The sequence below is a fragment of the Gilliamella apis genome (genome assembly GCF_030758615.1).
Classification (GTDB): Bacteria; Pseudomonadota; Gammaproteobacteria; order Enterobacterales; family Orbaceae; genus Gilliamella; species Gilliamella apis_A.
This window is the reverse complement of sequence record NZ_CP132381.1, coordinates 80,676-105,071: the sequence shown is the minus strand read 5'-3', so window position 1 is coordinate 105,071 and position 24,396 is coordinate 80,676. Positions and strand designations below refer to the sequence as shown.

Below are 24,396 nucleotides of genomic sequence, written 5' to 3'. Positions count from 1 at the left end.
AATTATGGCATACAGTGAAAAAGTCGTCGATCATTATGAAAATCCTCGCAATGTAGGTTCTTTCGATCAAAATGATCCGAATGTTGGAAGTGGTATGGTTGGTGCACCAGCATGTGGCGATGTAATGCGATTACAAATTAAAGTTAATGATGATGGCATTATTGAAGATGCCAAATTTAAAACTTATGGCTGCGGTAGTGCAATTGCCTCAAGTTCATTAGTGACTGAATGGATTAAAGGTAAATCATTAGATGAAGCTGAAGCAATAAAAAATACTGATATAGCAAAAGAATTAGCTTTACCTCCGGTTAAAATTCACTGTTCAATTTTAGCTGAAGACGCCATCAAAGCAGCAATTGATGATTATAAAACCAAAAAAGGACAACGTTAATGGCAATTACATTAACTGATAGCGCAGCAAATCGAGTTCAGGCCTTTTTAGCTAACAGAGGTAAAGGTGTTGGGCTTCGGTTAGGCGTTAAAACTTCTGGCTGTTCTGGAATGGCTTATGTATTAGAATTTGCTGATATTATTAATGATGATGATAGTGTTTTTGAAGATAAAGATGTCAAAGTTATCGTTGACAAAAAGAGCTTAGTTTATATTGATGGAACAGAGCTTGATTTTGTCAAAGAAGGTCTAAATGAAGGCTTTAAATTCAATAACCCTAACGCTAGCAATGAATGTGGTTGTGGCGAAAGTTTTAATGTTTAATGGGACATGAATTGTGATTAATTACTTTGAATTATTTCAATTACCAATCCAATTACCTATTGATAGTGGTCAGTTAACGGCCAACTATCAACAATTGCAACGTCAATATCATCCCGATAACTTTGCCAATGCAAATGATAATGAAAAAATGGCCATTATTCAGAAATCAGCAATGATCAATGATGGTTATCAGACCCTGAAAAATCCGATAAAAGCGGCTGAATATTTTTTGTCTTTGCAAGGTTTTGATGTGGCAACAGAGCAAAATATTATTCATGATGCCGATTTCTTAATGGAACAATTTAGTTTGCGTGAAAAATTGGACGATATTGAAAATCAGAATAATGTTGATCTGTTAGATGATTTTCATTCCGAAATTTCGCAACGAAAAAAACAAGTCTATCATCAGCTATTGCAACATATGTCCCAACAAGATTGGCAAAACGCAGTTAATCAAATCTATAAACTCCGTTATCTGACTAGATTGATTGAACAGATCGAAAAGTTACAAGAAAAGCAATTTGCTTTATAATTTAAGATTAAGTAACACATCAATTAGAGATAGATCAAATGGTATTATTACAGATTAGTGAACCGGGACAAACACCAGAACCCCATCAACGTCGATTAGCTATTGGCATAGATCTAGGTACAACTAATTCTTTAGTGGCAACAGTTCGTAGTGGGCAAGCAGACGTTTTACCTGATTTAGACGGTAATGCATTATTACCATCGGTTGTGCATTATGGCCTAGACTATGATGATAATACTATTATTACGGTCGGTAAAAATGCTAAAACTAATGCAGCCAATGATCCATTTAATACGGTTAGTTCCGTAAAACGCTTAATGGGAAGGAGCTTAACTGATATTGATAGTTCGCGCTTTCCTTATACTTTTTCACAAACTGATAATGGTGTTCCTTTATTAAATTTACCTAATCAACAAGTTAATCCAGTACAAGTTTCAGCTGAGATTTTGATTGCTTTGGCTGATCGAGCTAAACAAAGCTTAGGTGGTGAGATTGATGGTGCAGTAATAACAGTTCCAGCTTATTTTGATGATGCGCAAAGACAAGCAACTAAGGATGCAGCTAAATTAGCCGGATTACATGTTTTAAGATTACTGAATGAACCAACAGCTGCTGCTATCGCGTATGGCTTAGATTCAGGTAAAGAAGGTGTTATTGCTGTTTATGATTTAGGTGGTGGAACATTTGATATCTCTATTTTACGCCTACATAAAGGTGTATTTGAAGTTTTAGCAACTGGAGGCGATTCAGCACTTGGTGGTGATGATTTTGACCGATTACTTGCTGATTATTTAAAAACACAGTTAGGTTTAAATAACAATTCTGACCCATATATAAACCAGAAAATTATCGATGAAGCTGTTAAAATTAAAATTTTACTAAGTCAGCAAGATTCTGCTTTAGTAAATATACAAGGGCAGTCTTTCTCAATAACCCGTAAACAATTTGAAGACTTAATTGAGCCTCTAGTTAAACGAACATTGGCTGTTTGTCGCCGAGCGTTGAAAGATGCGCAAATTGATTTTGATGAAGTTAGTGAAGTTGTGATGGTCGGTGGTTCAACTCGAGTGCCATTAGTAAGACAATTAGTTGGTCACTATTTCAAAACAGAACCATTAACGTCGATTGATCCCGATAAAGTTGTTGCCATTGGCGCAGCAATTCAAGCTGATATATTGGTTGGCAATAAACCTGATTCAGATATGTTATTGCTGGATGTTATTCCTTTATCTTTAGGGATTGAAACTATGGGGGAATTAGTTGAAAAAATTATTCCTCGTAACAGTACAATTCCATGCGCTCGTGCACAAGAGTTTACCACATTTAAAGATGGTCAAACGGCGATGATGATTCATGTTTTGCAAGGTGAACGAGAAAGTGTTGCTGATTGCAGGTCGTTAGCAAAATTTACTTTGCGAGGGATCCCTCCTATGCCTGCAGGTGGTGCGCATATTCGAGTTACCTTTCAAGTCGATGCTGATGGTTTATTGAGTGTCACTGCAATGGAAAAATCGACAGGGATTGAGGCGGCGATTCAAGTTAAGCCTTCTTATGGACTGTCTGAACATGAAATTGCTAGCATGATTCAAGATTCAATCAATTATGCAAATCAAGATAAACAACTAAGAAAGCTCGCCGAGCAGAAAGTAGAGGCAGCCAGAGTCCTTGAAACATTACAATCTGCTCTAGATAAAGATGCCGATTTATTAAATGAAGAAGAACTTAATCTTATCTTGAATACTAAACAACAATTGCAACAAGCAACGGATTCTGACGATTGTTCTTTGATTGAGCAGCAAATAAAGATTGTTGATAACGCAACACAAACCTTTGCTGCTAAACGTATGAATAGATCAATACGTGATGCCTTAACAGGGCATAGCGTTGATGATATTTAACCAATGAGATTATTATGCCAAAAATTACCTTTTTACCAAATGCTGAGCTTTGTCCTGAAGGAAAAACTGTTGAGGCTGAAGAAGGCGAATCGATATTAGATGTCGCTTTGCGCAATGATATCGAAATAGAGCATGCTTGTGAAATGTCTTGTGCATGTTCAACTTGTCATTGTATTGTTCGAAAAGGATTTGACTCACTTGAAGAAAGTGATGAACAAGAAGATGATATGCTAGATAAAGCTTGGGGTGTCGAGCCTCATAGTCGTTTAAGTTGCCAAGCTAGGGTGACCAATGAAGATCTTGAAGTGGAAATCCCAAGATATAGCCTAAATCATGCTAAAGAAGATCATTAATTAGTCGCCTTCATGGCGACATTATTCTGTAAAAACCCCTTTCCTCAAATTTTTTACTTGTGATAATTATCACATTTTATTTACCTAATTTACTTAACTGCTTTTAACTTAATAATGATTCTGATATAGTCATAGGCTAAACATATGCTTAAAAATAAACAGGTGTTTATGAATAAAAGAGAAAAACAGATCCTCACGATTATTCGCAAAGATCCCTTCATCCAACAACAAGCGATAGCTGAAATGTTAGGCATTACTCGTTCTAGTGTCGCTGGTTACATTATGACTTTGACTCAAAAAGGTTATATAAAAGGAAAAGGTTATCTTTTGTCTGAACATAATCATGTAGTTGTTGTTGGTTCTTGTAACATGGATGTGACTGGATATTCAGATGAAAAATTAGTTTATCAAGATTCTAATCCTGGTAAGATTCGTTGTACGCCTGGTGGTGTGGGGCGAAATATTGCTGAAAATTTGGCGCTTTTAGGACTTGATACCCATCTTATTTCAATGATTGGTGATGATTTCTATGGTGCCCAGCTTATTGAACATACCCGAAAAGCAGGTGTTAATATGGAGCATTGCCATGTGATAAAAGGCGATAGTACTTCAACTTACCTCTCTCTGCTTGATGAATCAGGAGAAATGGTGATAGCTATTAATGATATGGATATTATTAACAAACTAACACCAAGTTTATTAAATGAATCTAAGCAGTTAATTCAGCATGCTAAATTACTAGTTATCGACTGTAATTTGCAACAAGAAGCATTAACATGGCTGTTTAATAATGCTGGGGAAGTGCCTATTTTTGTTGATACTGTATCTGCATTTAAATCTCATAAGATTAAAAGCTTGGTTGTCATATATTCATACTTTAAAACCTAACCGATTAGAAGCTGAAATTTTAAGTGGAATAAAAATCGAAACCAATGACGATATTCCTAAAGTGGTTGATTGGTTCCATCAGCAAGGTGTGCAACGAATTGCAATTAGTGCTGGTGCTGATGGTGTTTATTATAGCGAAATCAATGGTGATCGTGGTTGGTCTGCATCCATTCCAACTGATATTGTCAGCGTTACTGGTGCTGGTGATGCCATGCTTGCAGGGCTTGTTCAAGGTTACTTGAATGGACTGAGTTTTTATCAAAGTGTGCGATTTGGTCAAGCTTGTTCGGCATTAACATTATCATCTGAATTTACTAATAATCCTAATTTATCAATTAATTGTGTTCAAAATATTTTGGAGTCCCTTTCATGAACAATGTGTCTAAATATAATCAATATCTTGATATTTCGCCTGAAGTTAAACAAGCTCTTGAAAATAATCAACCGGTTGTGGCATTAGAATCTACCATTATTTCACATGGTATGCCATATCCACAAAATGTTGAAACTGCATTAAAAGTAGAAGAAATTGTCAGAAAAAATGGCGCAATACCTGCCACTATTGCTGTAATTAATGGTCGTTTAAAAGCTGGTTTGTCAAAAGAAGAGATAACAATTCTTGGTAAAGAAGGATTAAATGTAACTAAAGTGAGTCGTCGAGATTTACCAGTAGTTGTAGCTAATAAACAAAATGGTGCAACTACCGTTGCCGCAACTATGATTATCGCTGAATTAGCCGGTATTCGTGTGTTTGCAACTGGTGGTCTAGGTGGTGTTCATCGTGGGGCAGAACATACATTTGATATTTCAGCCGATCTTCAAGAACTTGCGAATACTAGTGTTGCAGTTGTTTGTGCTGGAGCTAAATCAATTTTAGACTTAGGTTTAACTATGGAATATCTAGAAACATTTGGTGTTCCTGTGGTTGGCTATCAGACTGATAAACTACCATCATTCTTTAGTCGAACCAGCCCATTTGATGTTAGTGTCAAACTAGATAGTGCAAAACAAATAGCTGAAATGATTAAGGTAAAATGGGATTTAGGCTTAAATGGTGGGGTTGTGGTTGCTAATCCTATTCCAACAGAATATGCAATGGATGAAGAGTTAATTTCAACAGCAATTGAAAAAGCATTAAAAGAATCAGTTGAACAAGGCATTAAAGGTAAAGAAACTACCCCATTTTTATTGGCAAAAGTGGTGGAATTAACTGGTGGTGATAGTTTAGAAGCAAATATCAACCTAGTCTTTAATAATGCAAAATTAGCTTCTGAAATTGCGATGAATTATTGCAATAGCAAATAAATTTAATGCAAATAAAGATTGTATTTTGTAATCTAAACTGCTTTTAAATAATGAAACAGCATCACTATGATTACTGTTTCATTATTAGCTAATCAATTAGATAATTATACACAAGTTTTTATAATTACTCCTTGCATTAGCAAATAAATCCCGTATAATTGTCGCACTTTGTTTGCTGATTTTTCAATAAACAAATGCGTAAAAAGATATAGTCTTTATGTCAAAATATCGAATTATATCAACAATATCTCCGATTTGGGGATTACGAAAAGAACGGATTACACTCTCCTGTCAATCGAAACAGGGCAAGAGGAGTAATCTTTTGTTATAACTTTTAAATAGTGGAGCTCTGGTCTCATGTCGAACCAAAGAATCCGTATCCGGTTAAAAGCGTTTGATCATCGTTTGATTGATCAATCAACTGCTGAAATTGTAGAAACTGCGAAGCGCACTGGCGCACAAGTTCGTGGTCCTATTCCATTACCGACACGCAAAGAGCGTTTCACAGTATTGATTTCTCCGCACGTTAATAAAGATGCGCGTGATCAATATGAGATTCGCACTCATAAACGTCTAGTTGATATTGTAGAGCCAACTGAAAAAACAGTTGATGCTTTAATGCGTCTAGATCTTGCTGCCGGTGTTGATGTGCAGATCAGTTTAGGTTAATCCTAAGCTGAATGATTGAGAGGTCGAAACAATGATTGGTTTAATCGGTCGTAAAGTAGGAATGACACGAATCTTCACCGAAGAGGGTGTTTCTATTCCTGTCACCGTAGTTGAAGTTCAAAGCAACCGCGTTACTCAAGTTAAAACACTTGAAAATGACGGTTATCAAGCTATTCAGGTTACTACTGGCAGCAAAAAAGCAAGCCGCGTAAACAAACCTGAAGCAGGTCATTTCGCTAAGGCTGGCGTTGAAGCTGGTCGTGGTCTATGGGAATTCCGTTTTGAAGAAGGCGAATATACTGTAGGTCAAAGCATTAACGTTGATATTTTCACAGACGTTAAAAAAGTTGATGTTACTGGTACATCTAAAGGTAAAGGTTTCGCTGGCGTAACTAAACGTTGGAATTTCCGCACTCAAGATGCTACTCATGGTAACTCTTTGGCACACCGTGGTCATGGCTCTATTGGTCAAAACCAAACTCCAGGTAAAGTGTTCAAAGGTCGTAAAATGGCAGGTCACTTAGGTAATGAACGTGTAACTGTTCAAAACTTAGATATTGTACGTGTTGATGCTGAACGTAACCTTTTATTAATTAAAGGTGCAGTACCAGGCGCGATCAATAGTGACGTAATTGTTAAACCGGCAATCAAGGCTTAACGTCGAGGAGATAGAGATGGAATTAGTAGTAAAAGACGCGCAAGCGCTTTCTGTTTCCGAAACTACCTTCGGACGTGAGTTTAATGAAGCGTTAGTTCACCAAGTAGTTGTTGCTTATGCATCTGCTGCTCGTCAAGGCTCTCGCGCACAAAAAACTCGTGCAGAAATCGCTGGTTCAGGCAAAAAACCATGGCGTCAAAAAGGCACAGGTCGTGCTCGTTCAGGTTCTATTAAGAGCCCAATCTGGCGTAGTGGTGGTGTAACATTTGCAGCAAAACCACAAGATCATAGCCAAAAAGTTAACCGTAAAATGTATCGTGGTGCATTAAAGAGTATTTTCTCTGAATTAGTGCGTCAAGAACGTTTAATCGTGGTTGAAACATTTACTGTTGAAGCACCTAAGACTAAATTATTAACTCAGAAATTAAATGATATGAACCTAAAAGATGTTCTAATCATTACCTCTGAAGTTGATGAAAATCTTTTCTTAGCAGCACGTAACTTATATAAAGTTGATGTGCGTGATGTGGCAGGTATTGATCCAGTTAGTTTGATTGCATTTGACAAAGTGGTTATCACTGTTGATGCCGTTAAACAAGTAGAGGAGATGTTAGCATGATTCGTGAAGAGCGTCTGCTTAAAGTCCTGCGAGCACCACATGTTTCTGAAAAAGCATCTATTTCAATGGAAAAAACAAATACATTAGTATTGAAAGTTGCTAAAGATGCTACTAAGAGAGAGATTAAAGCCGCAGTTGAACAACTATTTGAAGTCAAAGTAGATGACGTTAATACTCTTGTTGTTAAAGGCAAAGTAAAACGTCGTGGTCAACAAATCGGTCGCCGTAGCGACTGGAAAAAAGCTTACGTTACTTTAGCAGAAGGTCAAAATTTAGACCTTGCTGGCGTCGCTGAGTAATTCGGAGGAGTAAGAACAATGGCAGTTGTTAAGTGTAAACCTACATCTCCGGGTCGTCGCCACGTTGTTAAAGTGGTTAACCCAGAGTTGCATAAAGGTAAGCCTTATGCACCGTTGCTTGATACAAAAAGCAAAACTGGTGGTCGCAATAATAATGGTCGTATCACTACCCGTCATATCGGTGGTGGTCATAAACAACATTATCGTATTGTCGACTTTAAGCGTAATAAAGATGGTATTCCAGCAGTTGTTGAACGTTTGGAATATGATCCGAACCGTAGTGCAAATATTGCATTGGTTCTATATAAAGACGGTGAACGTCGTTATATTTTAGCGCCTAAAGGCTTAAAAGCAGGTGATCAGATCCAATCTGGTGTTGATGCAGCGATTAAAACAGGTAACTGTTTACCAATGCGCAATATTCCAGTAGGTTCTACCGTGCATAATATTGAAATGAAACCAGGTAAAGGCGGACAACTTGCTCGCTCAGCTGGTAGCTATGTTCAAATCGTTGCTCGTGATGGTGCTTATGTAACATTACGTCTACGTTCAGGTGAAATGCGTAAAGTATTATCTGATTGCCGCGCCACAATTGGTGAAGTGGGTAACTCAGAACATATGCTTCGCGTACTAGGTAAAGCGGGTGCAACGCGTTGGCGTGGTGTTCGTCCTACTGTTCGTGGTACAGCAATGAACCCGGTAGACCATCCACATGGTGGTGGTGAAGGTCGTAACTTTGGTAAACATCCTGTGTCTCCATGGGGTCAAAAAGCCAAAGGATTGAAAACGCGCAGCAACAAACGTACTGATAAGTATATTGTTCGCCGTCGCAATAAGAAATAATTAATATAGAGGATTAGCTATGCCACGTTCTCTCAAGAAGGGTCCTTTTATTGACCTACACTTGCTGAAGAAGGTAGAGAAAGCGGTGGAAAGCGGGGACAAGAAACCAATTCGTACTTGGTCCCGTCGTTCAACGATCTTTCCTAACATGATCGGATTGACCATCGCTGTCCATAATGGTCGTCAGCACGTTCCAGTTTATGTTTCCGACGAAATGGTTGGTCATAAATTGGGTGAATTCGCGCCGACTCGTACTTATCGCGGCCACGCTGCGGATAAGAAAGCTAAGAAGAAATAAGTAGGAGAAAGAGATGGAAACAATTGCAAAGTACCGCCACGCTCGTTCTTCTGCACAAAAAGTTCGCTTAGTTGCAGATCTTGTTCGCGGTAAAAAAGTGTCTCAGGCACTTGATATTTTAACGTACACCAATAAAAAAGCGGCTGTACTTGTTAAAAAAGTATTAGAGTCTGCTATTGCTAATGCAGAGCATAACGATGGTGCTGATATTGATGATCTGAAAGTTGCGAAAATTTTCGTAGACGAAGGCCCAACCATGAAGCGTATTATGCCTCGTGCGAAAGGTCGTGCAGATCGAATTTTGAAGCGTACGAGTCACATCACCGTGATCGTCTCAGATCGCTAGGCTGGAGAATAGCAATGGGTCAAAAAGTAAATCCAAATGGTATCCGACTAGGCATCGTCAAGCCTTGGACATCTACATGGTATTCGGGTACAAAGACATTCGCTGATAATTTAGAAAGTGATTTTAGAGTGCGTGAATTCTTAAATAAAGAATTAGCACAAGCATCAATCTCTAAAATTGTTATCGATCGTTCAGCAGAAACTAACGTTCGCATTACTATTCACACTGCTCGTCCAGGGTATTGTGATTGGTAAAAAAGGTGAGGACGTTGAAAAATTACGTAATGCCGTAGCTTCTATTGTCAATAAATACAAAGACAAAAAAGAGAAACGTGATGTTGCAGTACAAATTAATATTGCTGAAGTTCGTAAACCAGAACTAGATGCTAAGTTAGTTGCTGACAGTATTACCTCTCAGTTAGAACGCCGTGTTATGTTCCGTCGTGCAATGAAACGTGCGGTACAAAATGCAATGAAGGCGGGTGCTAAAGGTATCAAAGTTGAAGTAAGTGGTCGTTTAGGCGGCGCTGAAATTGCTCGTAGTGAGTGGTATCGTGAAGGTCGCGTACCATTACATACATTAAGAGCGGACATCGACTATGGTTTATCAGAAGCATTGACAACCTATGGTATTATTGGTGTTAAAGTGTGGATCTTCAAAGGTGAGATCCTTGGTGGTATGGCTGCCGTTGAACAAGCAGAAAAACAACCTGCTGCTCAACCGAAAAAGCAGCGCAAAGGCCGAAAACAATAAGGAGCGTCGCTGATGTTACAACCAAAGCGTACAAAATTCCGTAAAGTGCACAAGGGCCGCAATCGTGGTCTTGCTGTGAGTACTGATGTAAGTTTCGGTACATTCGGTCTTAAGGCTGTGGGTCGTGGTCGTTTGACTGCGCGCCAGATCGAAGCAGCACGTCGTGCAATGACTCGTGCAGTTAAGCGTCAAGGTAAAATCTGGATTCGAGTTTTCCCTGATAAACCAATTACTGAAAAACCACTTGAAGTGCGTATGGGTAAAGGTAAGGGTAACGTTGAATACTGGGTTGCTCAGATTCAACCAGGTAAAGTCCTTTATGAAATGGACGGTGTACCGGAAGAAGTTGCTCGTGAAGCATTTGCGTTGGCAGCTGCAAAACTGCCAATTAAAACCACCTTTGTGATTAAGACGGTGATGTAAATGAAAGCAAAAGAGCTACGCGAAAAAAGCGTTGAAGAGTTAAATACTGAACTTCTTAATTTATTACGTGAGCAATTTAACTTACGTATGCAATTAGCTGGAGGTCAGTTAACACAAACTCATATGTTAAAACAAGTGCGTCGTAATATTGCACGAGTTAAAACGTTATTAACTGAGAAGGCGGGTGCGTAATATGACTACTGAAGTAAAAATTCGTACTCAGCAAGGTCGTGTTATTAGCGACAAAATGGATAAATCTATTACTGTAGCTATTGAACGTAAAGTGAAGCATCCGTTATATGGTAAGTTCATTAAACGTACGACTAAATTGCATGTACATGATGAAAACAACGAGTGTGGTATTGGTGATACTGTAGAAATTAAAGAGTGTCGTCCATTATCAAAAACCAAATCTTGGACTCTTGTTCGAATCGTTGAAAAAGCAGTTAGCTAATCTTTTTGATTAAAAACTGTACATAATATAATAAACGGCTCACCGGCCGTTTATTTTATGCTATCCATTTCATTTGAGTGGTGTTATACTATGCGCCCTCACGTAAGTGGGTTTTTGGTTGTCTATTCTTATCCATGGTAGTTGAGGTGGATGAAGGTAGATTAGACAATAATTAATTTATACGGAGCATTAAAATGATCCAAGAACAGACTAGGCTCGATGTTGCTGATAACTCTGGCGCACGTAGCGTAATGTGTATCAAGGTTCTCGGTGGATCGCATCGTCGTTATGCAGCGGTAGGTGATATCATCAAAGTTACCATTAAAGAAGCTATTCCTCGTGGTAAAGTTAAAAAAGGTGATGTACTTAAAGCTGTGGTGGTGCGCACTCGAAAAGGTGTTCGTCGTCCTGATGGATCTGTCATTCGTTTCGATCGTAATGCTTGTGTTATTTTAAATAATAACAGTGAGCAACCGATTGGTACGCGTATTTTTGGACCGGTCACTCGTGAACTTCGTTCTGAGAAGTTTATGAAGATCATTTCATTAGCACCAGAAGTACTGTAAGGAGCGGGTAATGGCAGCTAAAATCCGTCGAGAAGATGAAGTTATCGTGTTAGCCGGTAAAGATAAAGGTAAACGCGGTAAAGTAAAAAGTGTTTTGTCTACTGGTAAAGTGATTGTTGAAGGTATCAATTTGGTGAAAAAACACCAAAAACCAGTACCTGCATTAAATCAAGAAGGTGGAATTGTTGAGAAGGAAGCGCCAATTAACGTTTCTAACGTAGCAATTTTTAACCTTGATACAGGCAAAGCAGATCGCGTAGGCTTTCGTTTTGAAGACGGTAAAAAAGTCCGTTTTTATAAGTCTACTAATAAATTAATCAATTAAGTAATTTGGAGTGTACGATGGCGAAACTGCATGATTACTACAAAGCACAGGTAGTAAATAAACTGCAAGAACAGTTTGGCTACAAATCTGTCATGCAAGTCCCTCGGATCGAAAAGATCACCTTGAATATGGGTGTGGGTGAAGCAATTACTGATAAGAAATTATTAGATAATGCTGTTGCAGATTTAGCAGCAATCAGTGGTCAAAAACCACTAGTCACTAAAGCACGCAAATCAGTTGCTGGTTTTAAAATCCGTCAAGGGTATCCTATTGGTTGTAAAGTCACTTTACGTGGCGAACGTATGTGGGAATTTTTTGAACGTCTAGTTTATATTGCTCTTCCTCGTACTCGAGATTTTCGTGGTTTAAGCGCAAAATCTTTCGATGGTCGTGGTAACTATAGCATGGGTGTTCGTGAACAAATCGTTTTCCCTGAAATCGATTATGATAAAGTTGATCGTGTTCGTGGTTTAGATATCACTATCACAACAACTGCACAATCTGATGAAGAAGGCCGAGCTTTATTATCTGCCTTTAACTTCCCATTTCGTAAGTAAGGTAGGGCATAATGGCTAAACAATCAATGATTGAACGCGATAAGAAACGCGTAAAGCTAGCAGAAAAATATTTTGCAAAGCGTCAAGAATTAAAAGCGATTATCTCTGATCTTAATGCATCAGATGAAGATCGTTGGAATGCAGTGCTTAAATTGCAAACGCTTCCTCGTGATTCTAGTCCATCACGTCAACGTCGTCGTTGTCGTCAAACCGGTCGTCCTCATGGCGTCCTTCGTAAGTTTGGTTTAAGCCGTATTAAGGTTCGTGAATCAGCCATGCGTGGTGAGATTCCTGGTCTTAAAAAGGCAAGTTGGTAATCAGGGGAGTGTTATAGATGAGCATGCAAGATCCTATAGCAGATATGTTGACCCGCATTCGTAACGGTCAAGCTGCGAATAAAGTTGCAGTCACCATGCCTTCCTCTAAGCTAAAAGTGGCAATTGCCAATGTGCTAAAAGAAGAAGGTTATATCGGGGACTATAAAGTAGTTGGTGACACTAAACCAGAATTGGAAATCACTTTAAAATATTTCCAAGGTAAGGCTGTAGTAGAAAGTATTAAACGTGTTAGCCGTCCAGGTTTACGTATTTATAAACGTAAAGATGAATTACCAAAAGTAATGGCTGGATTAGGTATTGCAGTTGTTTCTACTTCTAAAGGTGTTATGACTGATCGTGCAGCACGCCAAGCAGGTCTTGGTGGTGAAATTATCTGCTACGTAGCGTAAGGGAGAAAAAAATGTCTCGTGTTGCAAAAGCACCTGTCGTTGTTCCTGCGGGCGTAGAGGTAAAACTCAATGGTCAGGTAATTACGATTAAAGGTAAAAATGGCGAGTTATCTCGTGAAATAAATAAAGCTGTTGTTATTAATCAAGAAGAAGGCCAAATTACATTTGCGCCTCGTGACGGTTTTGCTGACGCTTGGGCTCAAGCAGGTACTGCTCGCGCATTGATTAATGCAATGGTTATTGGTGTTACTGAAGGTTTTACTAAAAAACTTCAGCTAGTTGGTGTCGGTTATCGTGCACAAGTTAAAGGTAATACAATTGGTTTATCTCTTGGTTATTCACATCCAATTGATCATGAATTACCTGCAGGTGTAACAGCTGAATGTCCTTCTCAAACTGAAATCGTTCTGAAAAGTGCTGATAAACAGTTAATTGGACAAGTAGCTGCTGATATCCGTGCTTATCGTCGTCCTGAACCTTATAAAGGTAAAGGTGTTCGTTACGCAGATGAAGTTGTGCGTACTAAAGAAGCTAAGAAAAAGTAAGGTAACACTATGGATAAGAAATCAGCTCGTATCCGTCGTGCAACTAAAGCGCGTCGTAAGATGCAAGAACTACTTGCAACTCGCTTGGTAGTTCACCGTACTCCGCGTCATATTTATGCGCAGATTATCGCACCAAACGGATCAGAAGTACTGGCAGCGGCTTCAACATTAGAAAAAGCTATCAGTGAAAGTTTAAAATACACTGGAAACAAAGATGCAGCAGCAGCAGTTGGTAAAGCAATTGCAGAACGCGCATTAGCGAAAGATATCAAAGAAGTTTCTTTTGATCGTTCAGGTTTCCAATATCATGGTCGAGTTCAGGCGCTAGCAGATGCTGCTCGCGAAGCTGGCCTACAGTTCTAAGGTAGGAGTTAAAGATGTCAAACATCGAAAAACAAGCTGGTGAACTGCAGGAAAAACTAATCGCAGTTAACCGAGTTTCTAAAACCGTAAAAGGTGGTCGTATTTTTAGTTTTTCTGCACTAACAGTGGTTGGTGACGGTAATGGCCGCGTTGGTTTTGGATATGGTAAAGCACGTGAAGTGCCAGCAGCAATCCAAAAAGCAATGGAAAAAGCACGTCGTAATATGATTAACGTTGCGTTAAATAACGATACTTTACAGCATCCAGTTAAAGGTGCTCACACAGGTTCTCGTGTTTACATGCAACCAGCATCAGAAGGTACTGGTATCATCGCCGGTGGTGCAATGCGTGCTGTATTAGAAGTTGCTGGTGTTCGTAACGTTCTAGCTAAAGCATATGGTTCTACTAACCCAATTAACGTGGTTCGTGCGACTATTGATGGCTTAGAAAATATGAAATCTCCAGAAATGGTTGCTGCTAAGCGTGGTAAAACCGTCGAAGAAATTTTGGGGTAATTAGCCATGGCAAAGACAATTAAAATTACACAAACTCGTAGTTCTATTGGCCGTCTACCGAAGCATAAAGCAACGTTAGTTGGTTTAGGATTACGTCGTATTGGTCATACTGTTGAACGTGAAGATACACCTGCAATCCGCGGTATGGTAAACCAAGTTTATTACATGGTTAAAGTTGAGGAGTAATAGTAATGCGTTTAAATACTTTATCTCCTGCTGAAGGTTCAAAGCATGCATCTAAGCGCGTGGGCCGAGGAATCGGTTCAGGACTAGGTAAAACAGGTACTCGTGGTGTTAAAGGTCAAAAATCACGTTCAGGTGGCGGCGTTCGTCGTGGCTTCGAAGGCGGTCAAATGCCTTTATATCGTCGTTTACCAAAATTTGGTTTTACCTCACGTAAAGCTATGGTAACAGCACAAGTTCGTCTTTCTGATTTAATGAAAGTTGAAGGTGATATTGTTGACCTAAATAGCTTGAAAGTTGCTAATGTGATTAATTCACAAATCGAATATGCAAAAATTATGTTATCTGGAGAAGTGACTAAACCAGTAACAGTTCGTGGTATTCGAGTAACTAAAGGTGCTAAAGCTGCAATTGAAGCTGCTGGCGGAAAAATTGAGGAATAATTAGAAAGATGGCAAAGCAACCAGGATTAGATTTTCAAAGCACACGAGGCGGTAGTGGTGAGCTTAAAAGACGTTTATTATTTGTGCTTTTAGCGCTTATTGTTTTCCGTCTTGGTTCTTACGTTCCGGTTCCTGGTATTGATACTAAAGCGTTATCGGACTTACTACAATCATCATCTAATGGTATTGTTGGTATGTTCAATATGTTCTCTGGTGGTGCTTTAAGCCGTGCTTCAATTTTTGCTTTAGGGATAATGCCTTATATTTCTTCATCTATTATTGTGCAGTTATTAACGGCAATTAACCCTAAACTAGCAGAATTGAAGAAAGAAGGTGAATCAGGTCGTAAAAAAATCAGTCAGTACACCCGTTATGGCACATTAGCTTTAGCGATTGTACAAGCGGTTGGTATTGCGACTGGTTTACCGAATATTCCTGGTTACAGTCATGTTGTGATTAACCCAGGATTTTCTTTCTATTTTATTGCATCGATTAGCTTAGTTACTGGCACTATGTTTCTTATGTGGTTGGGTGAGCAAATCACGGAACGCGGTGTAGGTAATGGTATTTCTATCATTATCTTTGCTGGTATTGTGGCAAGTCTTCCTCATGCAATATATGAAACAATTGAACAAGCTCGTTCTGGTTCATTGCATCCGATTTTATTATTAGTCGTTGCAGCATTAGTGGTTGGTGTGACTTACTTTGTTGTTTTTGTTGAACGTGGTCAACGACGTATCGTTGTTAATTATGCACAAAGACAGCAAGGCCGTCGTGTGTATGCCGCACAAAGTACACATTTACCATTGAAGATTAATATGGCAGGTGTTATTCCTGCAATATTTGCTTCAACAATTATTATGTTACCATCAATGATGGCTTCTTGGTTCCAAGGAAATGGTGAAGGATGGAGATATATCTTTGTTCTTGTTGGACAATATTTTTCTCATGATCAACCGTTATACATAATCTTTTTTGCAGCAGCGATTATTTTCTTCTGTTTCTTCTACACAGCATTGGTTTTCAATCCTAGAGAAACAGCAGATCAGTTAAAGAAATCTGGTGCATTTATTCCAGGTATCCGTCCAGGCGAACAAACATCGAAGTATATTGACAAAGTAATGACTCGTTTAACGCTAATTGGCGCTATTTACATTACTCTTGTATGTTTGGTACCAATGTTTATGACAAGTGCAATGAAAGTTCCAGTTCAATTTGGTGGAACATCATTATTAATTGTAGTTGTTGTAATCATGGATTTTATGGCACAAGTACAGACTTTAATGATGCCAAATCGTTATGAGTCAGTGTTAAAGAAAGCGAATCTTAAAGGCTACGGCCGATAAGTTAGCCAGAAGTTACGGAGAAAAAAATGAAAGTTCGTGCTTCAGTCAAGAAATTATGCAGAAATTGTAAAATCATCAAACGCAATGGCATCGTTCGTGTTATTTGCATTGAAGGTAAACATAAACAACGTCAAGGTTAATATTATTTAACTGTAAAGTTGAACTTTTGCATATTTTACTTGCCAAAGTATAGTAAAGCTGGCTAGAATAGCCAGCCTAAAAAATTTTTTTGTAGATCCATCGTTTGAGTATCCTGAAAACGGGCTTTTCAGTATGGTGGATCTGCTGAACATTAACAATAAAGGAGTGCATAGTGGCCCGTATAGCAGGCATTAACATTCCTGATCAACAACATACTGTGATTGCGTTACAAGCAATTTATGGTATCGGTAGTACTCGTGCAAAGACAATTTGTGCTGAAGCGGGTATTCCTGAAAATGTTAAGATCAGAGAACTATCTGAAGATCAGATTGAACAGTTACGCGAACAAGTCGCTAAATTCACTGTTGAAGGTGATTTACGTCGTGAAGTAACTATGAGTATCAAGCGTTTATTAGACCTTGGTTGTTATCGTGGTGTGCGTCATCGTCGTGGACTTCCTGTCCGTGGTCAACGCACTAAGACTAACGCTCGTACCCGTAAGGGACCGCGTAAGCCAATCAAGAAATAATTGAGGTGATAATAAATGGCAAAGACACCTGTTCGTACACGTAAACGTGTTAAAAAGCAAGTTTCTGATGGTATAGCTCATATTCATGCATCATTTAACAATACAATCGTAACAATTACCGATCGTCAAGGTAATGCGTTGGGTTGGGCAACCGCTGGTGGTTCTGGTTTCCGCGGCTCTCGTAAGTCAACACCTTTTGCAGCTCAAGTAGCAGCAGAACGTTGTGCCGAAGCTGTAAAAGACTACGGAATTAAGAATCTGGAAGTTATGGTTAAAGGACCTGGTCCTGCCGTGAGTCAACAATTCGTGCATTAAATGCAGCGGGTTATCGCATCACTAATATTACTGATGTTACTCCGATTCCTCATAACGGTTGTCGTCCACCAAAGAAACGTCGTGTTTAATTTTTTATTAAACATTGAATGTTTATAGGATTATTGGAGAAAAAAAATGGCAAGATATTTGGGACCAAAGCTCAAATTAAGTCGTCGTGAAGGTACCGATTTATTTCTTAAGTCTGGCGTCCGAGCGGTTGACAGTAAATGTAAGTTAGAACAAGCTCCTGGACAACATGGTGCGCGTAAACCGCGTTTATCAGATTATGGTGTTCAGTTACGCGAAAAACAAAAAGTTAGACGTATTTATGGAATTCTAGAGCGTCAATTCCGTAATTACTACAAAAATGCAGCACGTATTAAAGGTAATACAGGTGAAAACCTACTTGCTCTTTTAGAACGTCGCTTAGATAACGTTGTTTATCGTATGGGATTTGGTGCAACTCGCGCTGAAGCTCGTCAATTAGTTAGTCATAAAGCTGTTCTTGTTAATGGTCACGTTGTGAACATCGCATCTTATCAAGTTTCACCTGAAGATGTTATCAGTGTTCGCGAAAAATCAAAAAAACAAGCACGTATTAAAGCCGCTTTAGAGTTAGCTGAACAACGTGAAAAACCAACATGGTTAGAAGTTGATGCTAGCAAAATGGAAGGTGTGTTCAAACGCTTACCAGAACGTTCAGATTTATCTGCTGACATCAACGAACATTTGATTGTCGAACTTTACTCTAAGTAAAGTTTAGCACTTAAGAGAGGACATAATGCAGGGTTCTGTAACAGAGTTTTTAAAACCTCACCTAGTTGACGTTGTTCAATACAGCCCAACTCATGCGAAAGTGACTTTAGAGCCACTTGAGCGTGGTTTTGGACATACTTTAGGTAATGCACTACGCCGCATTTTATTATCATCTATGCCGGGATATGCAGTGACCGAAGTTGAAATTGACGGTGTTCTGCATGAGTATAGTACTAAAGAAGGCGTTCAAGAAGATGTGCTTGATATTCTGCTTAATTTGAAAAAATTAGCGGTTCGTGTACATACCAAAGATGATGTTATGCTGACTTTAAATAAATCAGGCGTTGGTGCTGTAACTGCATCAGATATCACTCATGATGGTGATGTTGAAATTGTTAATCCTGATTTAGTAATTTGTCATCTTACTGATGCCAATGCTTCAATTAGTATGCGTATTCGTGTACAACGAGGACGTGGTTATGTCCCTGCTTCTGCTCGAGTTAAGTCAGAAGATGAAGAGCGACCTATCGGTCGTCTATTAGTTGATGCATGTTATAGTCCAGTTGAGCGTATTGCCTATTCTGTCGATGCTGCTCGTGTGGAACAACGTACCGACTTAGATAAACTTGTTATCGATATGGAAACTAATGGTACTATCGATCCAGAAGAATCTATTCGTCGTGCATCTACTATTTTGGCTGAACAACTTGAAGCTTTTGTTGATTTACGTGATGTACGTCAACCAGAAGTCAAAGAAGATAAACCGGAATTTGATCCAATTCTTTTACGTCCAGTAGATGACTTGGAATTAACTGTTCGGTCTGCTAATTGCTTAAAAGCAGAAGCAGTTCATTATATTGGTGATTTAGTGCAACGTACCGAAGTTGAGTTACTTAAAACCCCTAATCTTGGTAAAAAATCTCTTACTGAAATTAAGGATGTGCTCGCATCTCGTGGTTTATCTTTAGGCATGCGTCTTGAGAATTGGCCACCAGCAAGTATTGTTGAAGACTAAGATAAAATTTATATAAGAAGGATAAAGTTATGCGCCATCGTAAAAGTGGTCGTCAACTGAACCGAAATAGCAGCCATCGTCAAGCGATGTTTCGTAATATGACAAGTTCATTAGTTGAACATGAAATTATCAAAACAACATTGCCTAAAGCAAAAGAGTTGCGTCGTGTCGTTGAGCCGTTAATTACGTTAGCTAAAAGCGATAGCGTAGCTAATCGCCGTCTGGCTTTCGCTCGTATCCGTGATAAAGATACAGTAAAAAAATTATTTTCAGATTTAGGTCCACGTTTTGCTACCCGTCCAGGTGGTTATGTTCGCATTTTAAAATGTGGTTTCCGTGATGGAGATAATGCTCCAATGGCTTATATTGAATTAGTTGATCGCCCTGCAGTAGAAGCAGAAGCAGCAGCTGAATAAATAATTAAAGCTTAAACTAAAACCGGCTAAATGGCCGGTTTTTTATTATCTAGATATTACCAATTTGAGTATTTTTATTTAATTATCACATATAAGTCTTTTTTTATATCATTTTTAAAACTTAATATAAGTTATTGTTGATATTTTCTCAGTTAAATTATAGTTTTAATATTATCAAACTAGTTTTAAGTAAAGTAGTAGTAAGATGATTAATGTTAAACGAAATGGCGAATGGATTTTAGTACTAGTTACTATGTTAGCTGCAGTTGGTTGAGTTTCTTCAAAAGAAGCAATTTTAGAAATGCCTCCTTTAGCTTTTATGGGATTGTGATTTCTCTCTTCCTCTATTATTTTATTTGTAGTCTGTTTAAGTACTAAACAACGAATCAATCTTACACATTTACCTAAAGCAATAATAACTGGCTGTTTGCAATCAACTAATGTTATTTTATGGATATTAGCAATAAGTATTGGCGGACAATTAGGTGAAGGCTCTTTTATTATGAGTTTATCGGTGTTAATGGCTCCAATTGTTGGTTGGTTCTTTTTTAGAGAAAGGCGATTAGTTATATTTTGGCTCTCATTACCGATTGCTATTGTTGGTCTTGCTTTTTTGTCTTTATCAAATGGTTGGCATTTAAATGTTAATCAACTCTGGTTTTTAATTTCTGCATTAGCTCAAGCAATATTTTTTGTTTTTAATAGTCGATTAGTCCAAAAAATAGCAATTTTGCCATTAATTTGTGTACAAATGCTTTGTACTGGCACGGCAAGCCTAATTATATCTGTATTTACTGAGAGTTGGCCGTCAAGCATCAGTTTAATCACTTTAATGTGGCTTATCGTTAGTATTGTTATTGCTACAATTTTACGATTTGCTTTGCAATTTGTTGGACAGAAATACGTACCTGTAAGCAATGCAGCAATAATCATGATTTTAGAGCCTGTATTTACAACTTTGGCTGGCGTAATTGTTTATTTGGAACCTATGCCATGGACAAAATGGGTTGGTTGCTTCTTGATTTTAATTTCTCTGCTTTCTTATCGAGGGTATAATTTTATTGGTAAAAAGTAGATTTTAGAGTCCCTCGAATTATTAAACTCGTAGTTAATAGTGAGGAGGCGGAGTTTCTTCTGATAAATTAGCAATATTTGAGGTTTGTGTAGCTTGTAACTTTTGTGACAATAACATTAATTGTTCTTTAAGTTTGCTGATATCTGCTTGAAGATTAATAACCATTTGATTGAGTTCCTCAATGGTCATTTCTTGGAATGCGACTTTAGTTTCTAATAATTCCAGTTGTTGGTTCATAGTTTATTCATTAATTGGTTTAGTAATTTTATATTGTAAGTAAAAGTAATTATAAAATCCATCCTCGTTCTGCAAAAGAAACGTACTCTCCCTTACCAATCACAAGGTGATCAACAATGCGAACATCTATTAATTCACAAACTTGTTCAATTTTCTTTGTTAATATCCGATCAGCTTGACTTGGTTCAGCCAATCCTGATGGATGATTATGAGCTAAAATTAATGCTGCTGCATTGTGTTGTAATGCCCGTCTAGCTACTTCTCTTGGATGAACCTCTACACAATTATAGGTTCCAACAAACATCTCTTCAGAAGTAATAACATGATGCTGATTGTCTAAAAATATCACCATAAAAATTTCACGATCTTTATCCATTAAGCGACTAGCTAGGTAATGATGGGTCAAGCTTGGCGATGTTAAGTAATTTTCATGGCTTATTTTAACTTTCAAATAACGATTAGAAAGTTCAACAACTGCTTTTAACTGAGTATATTTTGCTGTTCCAAGACCTTGCTTTTTACAAAATTCGTCGTGGCTAGCATTTATTAAATGATAAAATGAGCCAAATTCATTTAATAACTTTTGCGATAAATCTAGGACAGGTAAATTACGTATACCTGTGCGTAAGAAAAGAGCGAGTAATTCCGCATCAGATAGTGTTTCGACACCAAATAGTAATAATTTTTCTCGAGGCATTAAGGTGGTTTTTTTTTCTGACATAATTGGATTCTTGTTATTCACACAAAATGCGATTATTAGCTATCTTGTGAAAAATAATAAGTAGAGATATATAACGTTGTGAACTAGCTCGCAGTAATGAAATTATTTTTACAGCAAATAAAAAAAGCGCTTGTTAGCGCTTTTTAACTGGTTATTTATTCGAAAATTAATGACAGCCACATCCGCCGTGACCACCGCCACAACAACCGCTTTCTTCTTCATCTTCATCATGATCATGTCCGCCACAACCGCAGCCACCATGCCCGTGGTCGTGACCGTGTGCACCATGAATATGTCCATGCGATATTTCATCTGGTGTTGCTTCACGAATTGCCAATACTTCGACATTGAAATTCAGATCTTGGCCTGCCAGCATATGATTTCCATCGATAGTTACACTATCGCCATCAATTGCAGTAATTTCAACAGGTAAAGAGCCTTGATCAGTGTCAGCAAAAAAACGCATACCGACTTCAAGTTCGTCAACACCAACAAAAACGTCACGTGGCACATTTTGTACTAGTGCATCATTAAAATCTCCATAAGGATTAACTAGTTCAACGTCAAATTTATCACCAACTTGATGGCCTTCTAAGGAATTTTCAAGATCTTGTAATAAGTTTCCTGCACCATGTAGATATTCGAGCGGTGCAACTGTTGTTGCTTCATCAACTAAAACACCATCTTTAGTACGAACTTGATATGCTAAACTTACCACTGTGTTTTTTGCTATTTTCATGTTTTCTCCAACAAACTGTTACTGAGCAAATAGTGTTAGATTTTAACGGAAAAAAATCCATCTGTATGCTATTTTTTCGTATTTTAACAAGTTTTGCTAATGTTTTATTTTGTGAAGTACTTTTGTTTCAAGAGACCGATTTTAATTGGTAAATAATAGTTGGATAGCTAGTTGAAATCAATTAAGCTGATAGCGTGAATTTTACACAGTATTTTATTGTAGCTAATATTAAATTATTGCTAATGACTAAAAATAGTGAGAAAAGGGGGATTTTATGTTGAAAGTTAATGATTATTTTGAAGGGAAAGTGAAATCTATCGGCTTTGAAAATGGTTCTACCGGTAAAGTCTCTGTTGGTGTGATGTTACCAGGTGAATATATTTTTAATACTGATAATCCAGAGGAAATGACCGTCATAACCGGTTCACTTAAAGTGTTATTGCCTACAGCAAATGATTGGCAAATATTTGAAGCTGGCCAAGTTTTTCATATTGCTAAAGAAAGCAAATTCGATGTTCAGGTATCAGAACCAACAGCTTATTTGTGTCGTTACCTGGCAAAATAAAGATACATCAATGTGTTAAAAATAATATTATTAAATTAACCATTGGATTCTACATTACGATTTATATTCTATTGTAAAATTTGATCATATGTTATTTGGGTAATGATAATTTATTAGATTTTTAAGGTTCTATAAAATAGACTTAATGATTATTAAATCATCATTATTATTGTATTTTAATTGTTAAAAAGTGATAGATAATTTTTAGAATTAAGATACTGAGCTTTTAATTTAGATTAGCTGATATAGCAAGAATTTACAAATAAAATGGATTAGTAACAATTTTATGTTTTGAATTAGACAGCAATATCAATTTACTCTATACAAAAGTTTGATTATCTAGAGGTTAAGATAAAAAATATCACGGTGATAAATTAAAAAAATAAGGTGTCAGTTATTCATTCTGGCACCTTATTTACATTTAAGGTTATATTATTTAAGTTCTAATTCATTCATAGCGGCGATACTAAACCCACCATCTACATGAATAACTTCACCAGTAATACCTGAAGATAGGTTTGAACATAAGAATGCTGCTGAATTACCCACATCTTCGATGGTTACTGTACGACGAATAGGGGTAACTGATTCACAATGTGATAACATCTTTTTAAAATCTTTAATACCTGATGCAGCTAAAGTACGAATAGGACCAGCTGAAATCGCATTTACACGTATACCTTCAGGTCCCATTGCATTTGCCATATAACGTACATTTGCTTCTAAAGATGCTTTGGCAAGGCCCATAACATTATAGTTAGGAATTGCACGTTCAGCACCTAGATAAGAAAGAGTAACTAATGCTGAATCAGGATTAAGCATTGAACGACAAGCTTTAGCCATAGCTACAAAGCTATAAGAGCTGATATCGTGGGCAATAGCAAAACCTTCTCGAGTTACCGCATTAACATAATCACCATCTAATTGATCTCCTGGCGCAAACGCAATAGCATGTACAAAACCATCAAATTTGTCCCATGTTTTTGCTAGCTCAGTAAATAATGATGTGATGCTGTCATCATGTGCAACATCACAAGGTAAAACGATATTAGAATTAAAATCAGCAGCAAACTCTTCAACACGGCTTTTTAATTTCTCGCTTTGATAAGTAAAGGCCAATTCTGCGCCTTCTCGATGCATTGCTTTTGCAATACCATAAGCGATAGAACGGTTGCTTGCAACGCCGGTGACCAGAATGCGTTTACCTGTTAAAAATCCCATAAATTATTCCTCTAATATTTTTTCTATATAGTCTAGAATGCTGA

The 24,396-nt window shown here is 37.7% G+C and carries 38 protein-coding genes and 3 pseudogenes; 37 read left to right on the top strand and 4 right to left on the bottom strand.

Features of this window, described 5'->3' with window-relative positions; translation table 11 throughout:
* Positions 1-4: 4 nt before the first annotated feature.
* From iscU to RAM17_RS00360, 36 genes and pseudogenes are all read left to right on the top strand, one after another.
* Entirely contained in the window at positions 5-391 is a 387-nt protein-coding gene (gene iscU / locus RAM17_RS00540) for a Fe-S cluster assembly scaffold IscU (protein ID WP_034884104.1), read from the top strand.
* Positions 391-714 (top strand): iron-sulfur cluster assembly protein IscA, encoded by a 324-nt coding sequence (gene iscA / locus RAM17_RS00535; RefSeq protein ID WP_065577888.1) that lies wholly within the window; start codon positions 391-393, stop codon positions 712-714. Before iscU ends, iscA begins: the two co-directional genes overlap by 1 nt.
* Positions 715-727: 13 nt before the next feature.
* Positions 728-1,246, top strand: a complete 519-nt coding sequence (hscB, locus tag RAM17_RS00530) for a co-chaperone HscB (protein WP_165601579.1) — start codon at positions 728-730, stop codon at positions 1,244-1,246.
* A 38-nt stretch (positions 1,247-1,284) separates the two neighbouring features.
* A complete protein-coding gene (hscA, locus tag RAM17_RS00525) occupies positions 1,285-3,144 on the top strand; it encodes a Fe-S protein assembly chaperone HscA (RefSeq protein ID WP_110446964.1) in 1,860 nt (619 codons plus the stop codon).
* Positions 3,145-3,158: 14 nt separating this feature from the next.
* A complete protein-coding gene (gene fdx, locus RAM17_RS00520) occupies positions 3,159-3,497 on the top strand; it encodes an ISC system 2Fe-2S type ferredoxin (RefSeq protein ID WP_065577886.1) in 339 nt (112 codons plus the stop codon).
* Positions 3,498-3,641: 144 nt separating this feature from the next.
* Positions 3,642-4,758, top strand: a pseudogene (locus RAM17_RS00515) (PfkB family carbohydrate kinase).
* Positions 4,755-5,690 carry a pseudouridine-5'-phosphate glycosidase gene (locus RAM17_RS00505; RefSeq protein WP_065577884.1) on the top strand — a complete coding sequence of 312 codons (936 nt, stop codon included), beginning with the start codon at positions 4,755-4,757 and terminating at the stop codon, positions 5,688-5,690. Before RAM17_RS00515 ends, RAM17_RS00505 begins: the two are co-directional and overlap by 4 nt.
* Positions 5,691-6,047: 357 nt before the next feature.
* Positions 6,048-6,359, top strand: coding sequence for a 30S ribosomal protein S10 (rpsJ, locus tag RAM17_RS00500; protein WP_006120582.1), 312 nt, complete (start codon positions 6,048-6,050; stop codon positions 6,357-6,359).
* Between the two features lie 31 nt (positions 6,360-6,390).
* Positions 6,391-7,017, top strand: coding sequence for a 50S ribosomal protein L3 (gene rplC, locus RAM17_RS00495; protein ID WP_034902384.1), 627 nt, complete (start codon positions 6,391-6,393; stop codon positions 7,015-7,017).
* A gap of 16 nt (positions 7,018-7,033) precedes the next feature.
* Positions 7,034-7,636, top strand: a complete 603-nt coding sequence (rplD, locus tag RAM17_RS00490) for a 50S ribosomal protein L4 (protein WP_034902381.1) — start codon at positions 7,034-7,036, stop codon at positions 7,634-7,636.
* Entirely contained in the window at positions 7,633-7,935 is a 303-nt protein-coding gene (rplW, locus tag RAM17_RS00485; RefSeq protein WP_034885052.1) for a 50S ribosomal protein L23, read from the top strand. Before rplD ends, rplW begins: the two co-directional genes overlap by 4 nt.
* 18 nt (positions 7,936-7,953) lie before the next feature.
* Positions 7,954-8,778, top strand: a complete 825-nt coding sequence (rplB, locus tag RAM17_RS00480; RefSeq protein WP_034902376.1) for a 50S ribosomal protein L2 — start codon at positions 7,954-7,956, stop codon at positions 8,776-8,778.
* A 19-nt stretch (positions 8,779-8,797) separates the two neighbouring features.
* On the top strand, positions 8,798-9,076 hold the full coding sequence (gene rpsS, locus RAM17_RS00475; protein ID WP_024496505.1) for a 30S ribosomal protein S19: 279 nt from the start codon (positions 8,798-8,800) through the stop codon (positions 9,074-9,076).
* A gap of 13 nt (positions 9,077-9,089) precedes the next feature.
* Entirely contained in the window at positions 9,090-9,422 is a 333-nt protein-coding gene (rplV, locus tag RAM17_RS00470) for a 50S ribosomal protein L22 (protein WP_034884235.1), read from the top strand.
* 14 nt (positions 9,423-9,436) lie between these two features.
* Positions 9,437-10,175, top strand: a pseudogene (gene rpsC / locus RAM17_RS00465) (30S ribosomal protein S3).
* Between the two features lie 12 nt (positions 10,176-10,187).
* Positions 10,188-10,598 carry a 50S ribosomal protein L16 gene (gene rplP, locus RAM17_RS00460; RefSeq protein WP_025314389.1) on the top strand — a complete coding sequence of 137 codons (411 nt, stop codon included), beginning with the start codon at positions 10,188-10,190 and terminating at the stop codon, positions 10,596-10,598.
* Positions 10,599-10,790 carry a 50S ribosomal protein L29 gene (gene rpmC, locus RAM17_RS00455; RefSeq protein WP_034902373.1) on the top strand — a complete coding sequence of 64 codons (192 nt, stop codon included), beginning with the start codon at positions 10,599-10,601 and terminating at the stop codon, positions 10,788-10,790. It abuts the gene before it with no gap.
* Between the two features lies 1 nt (position 10,791).
* Positions 10,792-11,052, top strand: a complete 261-nt coding sequence (rpsQ, locus tag RAM17_RS00450) for a 30S ribosomal protein S17 (protein WP_025314391.1) — start codon at positions 10,792-10,794, stop codon at positions 11,050-11,052.
* Positions 11,053-11,246: 194 nt separating this feature from the next.
* Positions 11,247-11,618, top strand: coding sequence for a 50S ribosomal protein L14 (rplN, locus tag RAM17_RS00445; RefSeq protein ID WP_025314392.1), 372 nt, complete (start codon positions 11,247-11,249; stop codon positions 11,616-11,618).
* Between the two features lie 10 nt (positions 11,619-11,628).
* A complete protein-coding gene (gene rplX / locus RAM17_RS00440) occupies positions 11,629-11,943 on the top strand; it encodes a 50S ribosomal protein L24 (RefSeq protein ID WP_065651344.1) in 315 nt (104 codons plus the stop codon).
* 17 nt (positions 11,944-11,960) lie between these two features.
* On the top strand, positions 11,961-12,500 hold the full coding sequence (gene rplE, locus RAM17_RS00435; protein WP_025314394.1) for a 50S ribosomal protein L5: 540 nt from the start codon (positions 11,961-11,963) through the stop codon (positions 12,498-12,500).
* Positions 12,501-12,511: 11 nt separating this feature from the next.
* A complete protein-coding gene (gene rpsN / locus RAM17_RS00430; protein WP_025314395.1) occupies positions 12,512-12,817 on the top strand; it encodes a 30S ribosomal protein S14 in 306 nt (101 codons plus the stop codon).
* Positions 12,818-12,834: 17 nt separating this feature from the next.
* Positions 12,835-13,227 carry a 30S ribosomal protein S8 gene (rpsH, locus tag RAM17_RS00425; RefSeq protein WP_034902370.1) on the top strand — a complete coding sequence of 131 codons (393 nt, stop codon included), beginning with the start codon at positions 12,835-12,837 and terminating at the stop codon, positions 13,225-13,227.
* An 11-nt stretch (positions 13,228-13,238) separates the two neighbouring features.
* A complete protein-coding gene (rplF, locus tag RAM17_RS00420; protein WP_110446965.1) occupies positions 13,239-13,772 on the top strand; it encodes a 50S ribosomal protein L6 in 534 nt (177 codons plus the stop codon).
* A 9-nt stretch (positions 13,773-13,781) separates the two neighbouring features.
* Positions 13,782-14,135: a 50S ribosomal protein L18 gene (gene rplR / locus RAM17_RS00415; RefSeq protein ID WP_034902364.1), complete on the top strand. Its 354-nt coding sequence runs from the start codon at positions 13,782-13,784 to the stop codon at positions 14,133-14,135.
* A gap of 14 nt (positions 14,136-14,149) precedes the next feature.
* Positions 14,150-14,650 carry a 30S ribosomal protein S5 gene (gene rpsE / locus RAM17_RS00410; RefSeq protein ID WP_025314399.1) on the top strand — a complete coding sequence of 167 codons (501 nt, stop codon included), beginning with the start codon at positions 14,150-14,152 and terminating at the stop codon, positions 14,648-14,650.
* Positions 14,651-14,656: 6 nt separating this feature from the next.
* Positions 14,657-14,836: a 50S ribosomal protein L30 gene (gene rpmD, locus RAM17_RS00405; RefSeq protein ID WP_025314400.1), complete on the top strand. Its 180-nt coding sequence runs from the start codon at positions 14,657-14,659 to the stop codon at positions 14,834-14,836.
* Positions 14,837-14,841: 5 nt separating this feature from the next.
* Positions 14,842-15,276 (top strand): 50S ribosomal protein L15, encoded by a 435-nt coding sequence (gene rplO / locus RAM17_RS00400; RefSeq protein ID WP_110446966.1) that lies wholly within the window; start codon positions 14,842-14,844, stop codon positions 15,274-15,276.
* Positions 15,277-15,284: 8 nt separating this feature from the next.
* Positions 15,285-16,622, top strand: a complete 1,338-nt coding sequence (gene secY, locus RAM17_RS00395; RefSeq protein WP_110446967.1) for a preprotein translocase subunit SecY — start codon at positions 15,285-15,287, stop codon at positions 16,620-16,622.
* 26 nt (positions 16,623-16,648) lie between these two features.
* Positions 16,649-16,762: a 50S ribosomal protein L36 gene (gene rpmJ, locus RAM17_RS00390; protein ID WP_034884218.1), complete on the top strand. Its 114-nt coding sequence runs from the start codon at positions 16,649-16,651 to the stop codon at positions 16,760-16,762.
* A 173-nt stretch (positions 16,763-16,935) separates the two neighbouring features.
* The gene (gene rpsM, locus RAM17_RS00385; protein WP_110446968.1) at positions 16,936-17,292 is read left to right on the top strand and encodes a 30S ribosomal protein S13; all 357 of its coding nucleotides are present in this window, start codon (positions 16,936-16,938) and stop codon (positions 17,290-17,292) included.
* Between the two features lie 15 nt (positions 17,293-17,307).
* Positions 17,308-17,696, top strand: a pseudogene (rpsK, locus tag RAM17_RS00380) (30S ribosomal protein S11).
* A 46-nt stretch (positions 17,697-17,742) separates the two neighbouring features.
* Positions 17,743-18,363 (top strand): 30S ribosomal protein S4, encoded by a 621-nt coding sequence (rpsD, locus tag RAM17_RS00375; protein ID WP_065577881.1) that lies wholly within the window; start codon positions 17,743-17,745, stop codon positions 18,361-18,363.
* A 25-nt stretch (positions 18,364-18,388) separates the two neighbouring features.
* Positions 18,389-19,378, top strand: a complete 990-nt coding sequence (locus RAM17_RS00370) for a DNA-directed RNA polymerase subunit alpha (protein ID WP_034902352.1) — start codon at positions 18,389-18,391, stop codon at positions 19,376-19,378.
* A 29-nt stretch (positions 19,379-19,407) separates the two neighbouring features.
* A complete protein-coding gene (rplQ, locus tag RAM17_RS00365) occupies positions 19,408-19,794 on the top strand; it encodes a 50S ribosomal protein L17 (protein ID WP_034884211.1) in 387 nt (128 codons plus the stop codon).
* A gap of 427 nt (positions 19,795-20,221) precedes the next feature.
* Positions 20,222-20,869, top strand: a complete 648-nt coding sequence (locus tag RAM17_RS00360) for a DMT family transporter (protein ID WP_110446970.1) — start codon at positions 20,222-20,224, stop codon at positions 20,867-20,869.
* A gap of 33 nt (positions 20,870-20,902) precedes the next feature.
* Here the strand turns inward: RAM17_RS00360 and RAM17_RS00355 are convergent, their stop codons facing one another.
* From RAM17_RS00355 to slyD, 3 genes are all read right to left on the bottom strand, one after another.
* Complete coding sequence (locus RAM17_RS00355) at positions 20,903-21,106, bottom strand: SlyX family protein (RefSeq protein ID WP_110446971.1); 204 nt, start codon at positions 21,104-21,106, stop codon at positions 20,903-20,905.
* A 49-nt stretch (positions 21,107-21,155) separates the two neighbouring features.
* Entirely contained in the window at positions 21,156-21,827 is a 672-nt protein-coding gene (gene radC, locus RAM17_RS00350) for a RadC family protein (protein WP_034902346.1), read from the bottom strand.
* A gap of 166 nt (positions 21,828-21,993) precedes the next feature.
* The gene (gene slyD, locus RAM17_RS00345; RefSeq protein WP_034902343.1) at positions 21,994-22,566 is read right to left on the bottom strand and encodes a peptidylprolyl isomerase; all 573 of its coding nucleotides are present in this window, start codon (positions 22,564-22,566) and stop codon (positions 21,994-21,996) included.
* Positions 22,567-22,840: 274 nt separating this feature from the next.
* Between slyD and ppnP the strand changes: the two genes are divergently transcribed.
* On the top strand, positions 22,841-23,131 hold the full coding sequence (gene ppnP, locus RAM17_RS00340; RefSeq protein ID WP_034902339.1) for a pyrimidine/purine nucleoside phosphorylase: 291 nt from the start codon (positions 22,841-22,843) through the stop codon (positions 23,129-23,131).
* A 432-nt stretch (positions 23,132-23,563) separates the two neighbouring features.
* Here the strand turns inward: ppnP and fabI are convergent, their stop codons facing one another.
* A complete protein-coding gene (fabI, locus tag RAM17_RS00335) occupies positions 23,564-24,352 on the bottom strand; it encodes an enoyl-ACP reductase FabI (RefSeq protein ID WP_086362662.1) in 789 nt (262 codons plus the stop codon).
* Positions 24,353-24,396 lie beyond the last annotated feature (44 nt).